Below are 8,333 nucleotides of genomic sequence, written 5' to 3'. Positions count from 1 at the left end.
GCACTGAGCAGTGTTCCCATATGTATCGGTAACAGTCCATATGACAATAGTTGTTCCAACAGGGAAAGTGGCAGGGGCGTTGTTTGAAACAGTTGCCACACCGCAGTTGTCAGATGTGCTTGTTGTTCCCAGATCCACTATTGCAAAGCACTCACCGTCATCAGTAGTGGTGTTTATGTTAGCCGGACAGGTAATTGAAGGATCTTCCTCATCGGCAACCACGACCTGTTGTGTGCACTGAGCAGTGTTCCCATATGTATCGGTAACAGTCCATATGACAATAGTTGTTCCAACAGGGAAAGTGGCAGGGGCGTTGTTTGAAACAGTTGCCACACCGCAGTTGTCAGATGTGCCTGGCGTTCCTATATTCACGCCAGTAGCATAACATTGACCTAAATCGGCGTTGACCATGACATTGGCCGGACAGCCGATTTCTGGATTCTGATTGTCATTGACAATAACCATTTGTTGGCAGGTGGCTGTGTTGCCAGAATAATCTATGGCCGTCCAGGTGACAGTTGTAGTACCAACAGGGAACTGAGAGGGCGCATCATTCGTTTCAGAATCTACACCGCAGTTATCCGATGTCACCGGAGTGCTAAGATTCACTCCAGTAGCATGACATTGACCTAAGTCGGCATTGACCGTGACATTAGCCGGACAGCTGATGGTCGTTGGTGACTGTTGCCACACCACAGTTGTCGCTTGTCGTCGGATTGCCTAAGACAACACCCGTCGCAAAGCACTCTCCTTCATCAGCATTGACAGTGACATCAGCAGGACAGGTGATCATTGGATTCTGGTTATCATTAACAGTGACCGTCTGTTCGCAGGTGGCATTGTTGCCTGCATTGTCGGTAACAGTCCAGATGATGGTGGTCACACCCACATTGAATTGGGCTGGTGCATCGTTGGTGACCGAAGCAACACCGCAGTTGTCGCTTGTTGTCGGATTGCCTAATGGCACACCCGTTGCAAAACACTCTCCTTCATCAGCATTGACAGTGACATCAGCAGGACAGGTGATCATTGGATTCTACCGAAGCTACACCGCAGTTGTCGCTTATTGTCGGATTGCCCAATGGCACACCCGTTGCAAAACACTCTCCTTCATCAGCATTGACCGTGACATTGGCAGGACAGCTGATTGATGGATTCTGATTATCGATAACACTAACCAGTTGTTGGCAGGTAGCTGTATTTCCCGCATTGTCGGTGACCGTCCAGATGACAGTTGTGGGACCGACAGGGAATTGAGATGGTGCATTATTCGTCACCGAAGCAACACCGCAGTTGTCGCTTGTTGTCGGATTGCCTAATACAACACCCGTTGCAAAGCACTCTCCTCCATCAGCATTGACAGTGACATCAGCAGGACAGGTGATCATTGGGTTCTGGTTATCATTAACAGTGACCGTCTGTTCACAGGTAGTACTGTTGCCAGCATTGTCGGTAACAGTCCAGATGATGGTGGTCACACCCACATTGAATTGGGCTGGTGCATCGTTGGTGACCGATGCCACACTGCAATTATCGCTTGTTGTCGGACTGCCTAATAGCACACCCGTTGCATAGCACTCTCCTTCATCAGCATTAACTGTAATATCGGCAGGGCAGGTGATCACAGGATTCTGATCATCATTCACTGTGACCGTCTGTTCACAGGTGGCACTGTTGCCTGAATTGTCGGTAACGATCCAGGTGAAAGTGGTCACACCCGCATTGAATTGAGCTGGGGCATTGTTGGTGACCGAAGCTACACCGCAGTTATCGCTTGTTGTCGGATTGCCTAAGACAACACCCGTTGCAAAGCACTCTCCTTCATCAGAATTGATAGTGACATTGGCAGGACAGGTGATCATTGGATTTTGATTGTCAGTAACAGTGACTGTCTGTTCGCAGGTGGCACTGTTGCCTGCATTATCGGTGACTGTCCATGTGACAGTAGTCACCCCGACACTGAATTGAGCCGGTGTATCGTTGGTGACCGATGCCACACCACAGTTGTCGCTTGTTAACGGATTACCAAGATCGACACCCGTCGCAAAGCACTCTCCTTCATCAGAATTGATAGTGACATTGGCCGGACAGGTGATCATTGGGTTTTGATTGTCAGTAACAGTGACCGTCTGTTCGCAGGTGGCACTGTTGCCTGCATTATCGGTGACTGTCCATGTGACAGTAGTCACCCCGACACTGAATTGAGCCGGTGTATCGTTGGTGACCAATGCCACACCACAGTTGTCGCTTGTTAACGGATTACCAAGATCGACACCCGTTGCAAAGCACTCTCCTTCATCAGCATTGACAGTGATATCGGCAGGGCAGGTGATCATTGGGTTTTGATTGTCAGTAACAATGACCGTCTGTTCACAGGTGGCACTGTTGCCTGAATTGTCGGTAACTGTCCAGGTGACGGTGGTCACACCCACATTGAACTGAGCCGGTGCATTGTTGGTGACCGAAACCACACTACAGTTGTCGCTTGTTAACGGATTACCAAGATCGACACCCGTAGCAAAACACTCTCCTTCATCAGCATTAACCGTGATATCGGCAGGACAGGTGATCATAGGATTCTGATTATCGTTCGCCGTGACCGTCTGTTCGCAGGTGGCAATGTTGCCTGTATTATCGGTGACGGTCCATGTGACAGTAGTCACCCCGACACTGAATTGAGCCGGTGCATCGTTGGTGACTGTTGCCACACCACAGTTGTCGCTTGTCGTCGGATTGCCTAAGACAACACCCGTCGCAAAGCACTCTCCTTCATCAGCATTGACAGTGACATCAGCAGGACAGGTGATTATTGGATTTTGATTGTCAGTAACAGTGACCGTCTGTTCACAGGTAGCACTGTTGACAGCATTGTCGATAACAGTCCAAATGATGGTGGTCACACCCACATTGAATTGAGTTGGTGCATTGTTGATGACCGAAGCTACACCGCAGTTGTCGCTTGTTAACGGATTACCAAGATCGACACCCGTAGCAAAACACTCTCCTTCATCAGCATTGACAGTGATATCGGCAGGGCAGGTGATGGACGGGGTTACATTATCTTCTACCGTCACTGTCACAATAGTACGGTTGCTTTCGCAACTGAATGAGCTAATGATAGAAACCCAGTAATTAGTCGTAGTCAAAAGAATGTCAGTAGTATATGTACTATCGGTATTGTCAGCACTTGTTTTTAGCAGGTTGCCTCCACTGGGAGCATCATACCATTTATAACTATCATCATTATCGGCTCCCGATGCGCTTATTGTGGCATTGTTCCCACTGCATATGACTGTCCCATATGTGATAGGTTGGTCAGGTGTCTGATTTACCGTTAATGTTGCCGATGCTGCGATGGTGTTAGAATTCGCGTCTGTAACCGTAACGGTATAAACACCAGAATTAGAAAGCGTAGCATCAGTTATCTGTGGTGGATTTTGTTGATTATTTGAATAATCATTAGGACCTGTCCAGAAAAATGAATATGGAGGTACTCCACCACTGGCATTTGATATGAGATTAAACGATCCTCCGGAGCAAAGAGTGGAAGGATCGACAGAAGCGGTCGCAGTAAGATCCTCACCAAAGGCTGAAAACTCACCGAAACTTGTAAGATCACTCATTGAAAAAGTATTCGAACTTGTGTTAACACCGGAGTAATATTCCCATGATCCCTCGTATTTAGCACCCCTAAGCAAACTTTCAGTGCCAGTAACATCCCCATCACTATAAGTAAAATCAATATTATATACTAAGTTGGTTATGCCGGTTTGTCCAATCGTCCAGTAACGGTTTAAATAATTGGGATAACCAGGTGCATTGGGATCTTTTATATCTGCAAGATTAACACTTACCTGTGCATTGTTGAAATCACCCGATGTAATGTTAAGATTTACCGGTGAATAGGCTATTGTGTTCGTAATACTTCCCACCGGGAATAGATATGAACCTGTTCCGGTGAAATTCTTAATCAATGAACCGGTCCCACCTAATACTATCATTGTAGATGCACTAAATGAACCTTCTATGGGGTTGTTTGATGTGAGAACCAAATCATTATTATTCAGGGTTAATCTTCCATTAATCAATGAAAGTGTTCCACCAATAATAACGTCTCCTTCTAATTCAATGCCAGTGGCACGATTTATTGTTAGGTTATTGAGAATAACGGCAGGCAGGGTTGTACCAGCACTAGCGCCACTGACAATAATATTTGATGATGCACCACCAGTTAAAGTGCCACTTGTACGGGTGATAGCTCCATTTAATATAAGTGTGTTTGCTCCGATTGATAACTCACCACTGTTAAGTGCAAGTGTTCCGTTCACCTGGATATCACTGCCCAGTGTCAATTTTATTGCGTCTGTCAGATCAATATCTTGTAGTGGAAGTGTACCCTCTCCTGTGAGAGTGATATTCTTATCGACTGAAATACTTTCGGCAGCTATGCCTGCTGCAACATTTACTGTCCCATTATCGGCTACAAGGTCAATTCCATGTTGAATGGTTAGGAATGGGTTGCCTGATGAGCCATCTCCAGTTATATCACTACCTGAAGGACTAACATATACAAATGTTCTGGCAGAGACCTGGAAGATGTTGCTTGTACCGTTTTTGACTCCACCAGTCTTTGTTGCTGTGATCGTAAAGTTGCCGGTGTTAGAAATTCTTACTTGGTGTGATGGTAACACACCAGCCGTGAAGGCAATAGTCGTACCACCTCCTAATGAGAGTGTACCATTGGACGAAATGTCCACAGTTCCGGTAAAACCAGTTACAATATTGTTTTCAGCGTCGCGTGCTGTGATCTTGATACTGAATGTCGTTTCAACAATCTGTGATGGAATATCGCCTCCTGCTGCGGCTTCTACTAGGAAATTGTTCAACGATCCCGGTATAACATTGATTGATGGGCTGGTATTGGGTATCTTTCCAGTATCAGTAATATCTGAAGCAGTGACAGTAGCTGATCCTGCGGTGTTCAGCGTGACACTGAAGGTCTGGGTACCTCCGGATAAGGAAGCATTTGCCGGCAAGTTGGCATTGGCATCACTGGAGGTGATACCAACGACATCGGTGACCGTATTGATCACATTCCAGTTGGCATCCACAGCATTGACAGTAATATTAAAAGCGGTGCCTGCCGTCTGGGATATTGGTGTCCCGATCTTGCCGAATAGTGACCCTGGAGCAGCCGTCTCACCAGGCACTAATAACTGCAATTTAGTGAAAAGCCCTGCATTGATCTGAACACTCTCCGATGTGCCGGTATATCCACCGGTAGCTGAGGTGGCTGTGAAGGTATGGCTGCCTGAGGTGCCGGTGAAAATTAATTTGTTCGTCAGTGTTGCCACACCGTTTATAAAATCATCCCCCTGATTCAGAATGTTGTCGCTGCCGGAACCCAAACCGCTTATCATCCCATCATCCGGCGTCGCAGTGATCATCACATTATTTGTCGAGGCATCATACGTGCTCACCGTATTACCATATGCATCCTCTGCTGTCAGAGTGTTCGTGCCGGTAAAGGCTACGCCATTGGTCTGAGGAACGGTAAGACTTACAGCAAATTTGTTCATGGCCGAAGATGATACTGTCACTGTCAGCCGGTCTGCCCCTGTGGTAGTGATGGAACCCTCAGTGGCCACAATATTCGCCATTTCAGCTTTGTAAAGGGTCATTACCCCATTATTACCCTCCGATACCGTCGCAACACCATTTATAAATGTAATTGTGGTCGGTGTCCCAAAGTTGACTTGATTGCCATCCTTGTCTTTAACTGTCGGTTGTGTCACTGGATTGGTTGAAGAACTGGCACCTGAAAAGATCAGACTCTTGTCACCTGTATATGTCATATCTGTGTTGCCAAATGTATCCGAAGCGAAAATAGTCAGGTTATCAGGTGTTCCAGCTGTTTGGGCTCCGGTGCCAGTGATGATGAATTTCATCGCTATTCCTGCAGTATAAGTGACGATGGCCTCAGTCTGGCTTCCTATGCCGCTCTTGACAGGGGCACCATCCAGTGTGGCAACAAACACGCCGCTGCCTGTGGCAGTGGGTGAGGTGACCGTCGCTGTGTAAGTTCCATCTGCGTTGTCTGTCACTGAGCCGATGCTGCCTGTACCTGATGATTTGGTGATTGTCACCGTTAAGCCTCCGCTGGTCAATGTGTTGCCATAAGCATCTTTTGCTGTGACCGTCAATACTTGTGTGCTACCGCCGTCGGCCGTGATGCCGGCACTGGTGGGTGTCAAGGTTGATTGAGCGGCATCTGCTGCGCCTGGGGTATAAGTGATGGTCGCCTGTGTCTGGTTTCCTGTTCCGCTCTTTACCGGATTCTCATCCAGTGTGGCAACAAACACCCCGCTGCCTGTTGCAGTAAGTGATGTCACCGTAGCTGTGTATGTGCCGTTGCTGTTGTCTGTCACTGTGCCAATGGCGCCTGTGCCTGATAATTTTGTGATCGTCACCGTGGAGCCGCCTGTCGTCAGATTATTGCCAAAGCTGTCCCTGGCTGTGACTGTTAATACCTGTGTGCTGGTGCCGTCAGCCGTGATGCTGGCACTTGTGGGCGTCAGGGTTGACTGTACGGCATCTGCCGCTCCTGGGGTATAAGTGATGGTAGCCTCTGTCTGACTTGCTGTGCCGCTCTTTACCGGATTCCCATCCAGTGTGGCAACAAACACGCCGCTGCCTGTGGCAGTGGGTGAGGTGACCGTCGCTGTGTAAGTATCATCTGCGTTGTCTGTCACTGAGCCGATGCTGCCTGTGCCTGATAATTTTGTGATCGTTACCGTGGAGCCGCCTGTCGTCAGATTATTGCCAAAGCTGTCCCTGGCTGTGACCGTCAATACCTGTGTGCTGCTGCCGTCGGCAGTGATGCCGGCGCTGGTAGGTGTCAAGGTCGATTGAGCCGCATCCGCTGCTCCTGTAATATAGATTATGGTAGTCTGTGTCTGGCTGCCTGTGCCGCTCTTGACAAGGGCTCCGTCAAGTGTGGCCACAAATACACCGCTACCTGTTGCAGTAGGTGATGTTATGGTAGCTGTGTAAGTGCCGTTGCTGTTGTCTGTTACTGAACCGATGGTGCCTGTGCCTGATAATTTGGTGATCGTCACCGTCGAGCTGCCTGTCGTCAGATTATTGTCAAAGCTGTCCTTGGCTGTGACCGTCAGTATCTGTGTGCTGCTGCCGTCGGCAGTGATGCTGGCGCTGGTAGGTGTCAAGGTCGATTGAGCCGCATCTGCTGTTCCGGCAGTATAGGTTATGGTAGACTGTGTCTGGCTTCCTGTGCCGCTCATGAAAGGGGCTCCGTCAAGTGTGTCCACAAATACAACGCAGCCTGTTGCAGTAGGTGATGTCACCGTAGCTGTGTAAGTGCCGTTGCTGTTGTCTGTCACCGTACCGATGGTGCCTGTGCCTGATAATTTGGTGATCGTTATCGTGGAGCCGCCTGTCGTCAGATTATTGCCAAAACTGTCCTTGGCTGTGACCGTCAGCGTCTGTGTGCTGCTGCCGTCGGCTGTGATGCCGGCGCTGGTAGGTGTCAAGGTCGATTGAGCCGCATCCGCTGCTCCTGTAATATAGATTATGGTAGTCTGTGTCTGGCTGCCTGTGCCGCTCTTGACAGGGGATCCGTCAAGTGTGGCCACAAACACACCGCTGCCTGTTGCAGTAGGTGAAGTCACCGTAGCTGTGTAGGTGCCGTTGCTGTTGTCTGTCACCGTACCGATGGTGCCTGTGCCTGATAATTTTGTGATCACCACCGTGGAGCCGCCTGTCGTCAGATTATTGCCAAAGCTGTCCTTGGCTGTGACCGTCAGTGTCTGTGTGCTGCTGCCGTCGGCTGTGATGCTGGCGCTGGTAGGTGTCAAGGTCGATTGAGCCGCATCCGCTGCGCCGGCAGTATAGGTTATGGTAGACTGTGTCTGGCTGCCTGTGCCGCTCTTGACAGGGGCTCCGTCAAGTGTGGCCACAAACACACCGCTGCCTGTTGCAGTAGGTGATGTCACTATAGCTGTGTATGTGCCGTTGCTGTTGTCTGTCACCGTACCGATGGTGCCTGTGCCTGATAATTTTGTGATCGTGACCGTGGAGCCGCCTGTCGTCAGATTATTGCCAAAGCTGTCCTTGGCCGTGACCGTCAGCGTCTGTGTGCTGCTGCCGTCGGCAGTGATGCTGGCGCTGGTAGGTGTCAAGGTCGATTGAGCCGCATCCGCTGCTCCTGTAATATAGGTTATGGTAGACTGTGTCTGGCTGCCTGTGCCGCTCTTGACAGGGGATCCGTCAAGTGTGGCCACAAACACACCGCTGCCTGTTGCAGTAGGTGATGT

At 49.2% G+C, this 8,333-nt stretch carries 3 protein-coding genes; all 3 read right to left on the bottom strand.

Features of this window, described 5'->3' with window-relative positions; translation table 11 throughout:
- On the bottom strand, positions 1-693 hold a 693-nt coding region (locus NT175_14615), incomplete at its 3' end, for an HYR domain-containing protein (protein ID MCX6235925.1).
- On the bottom strand, positions 653-1,030 hold the full coding sequence (locus NT175_14610) for an HYR domain-containing protein (GenBank protein ID MCX6235924.1): 378 nt from the start codon (positions 1,028-1,030) through the stop codon (positions 653-655). The genes NT175_14610 and NT175_14615, both read right to left, overlap by 41 nt.
- A complete protein-coding gene (locus NT175_14605) occupies positions 1,011-8,300 on the bottom strand; it encodes an HYR domain-containing protein (protein ID MCX6235923.1) in 7,290 nt (2,429 codons plus the stop codon). Before NT175_14605 ends, NT175_14610 begins: the two co-directional genes overlap by 20 nt.
- Positions 8,301-8,333 lie beyond the last annotated feature (33 nt).

This window comes from Bacteroidota bacterium (assembly GCA_026391695.1).
Taxonomy (GTDB): domain Bacteria; phylum Bacteroidota; class Bacteroidia; order Bacteroidales; family JAGONC01; genus JAPLDP01.
This window is presented reverse-complemented; position numbering and strand designations above follow the sequence as displayed.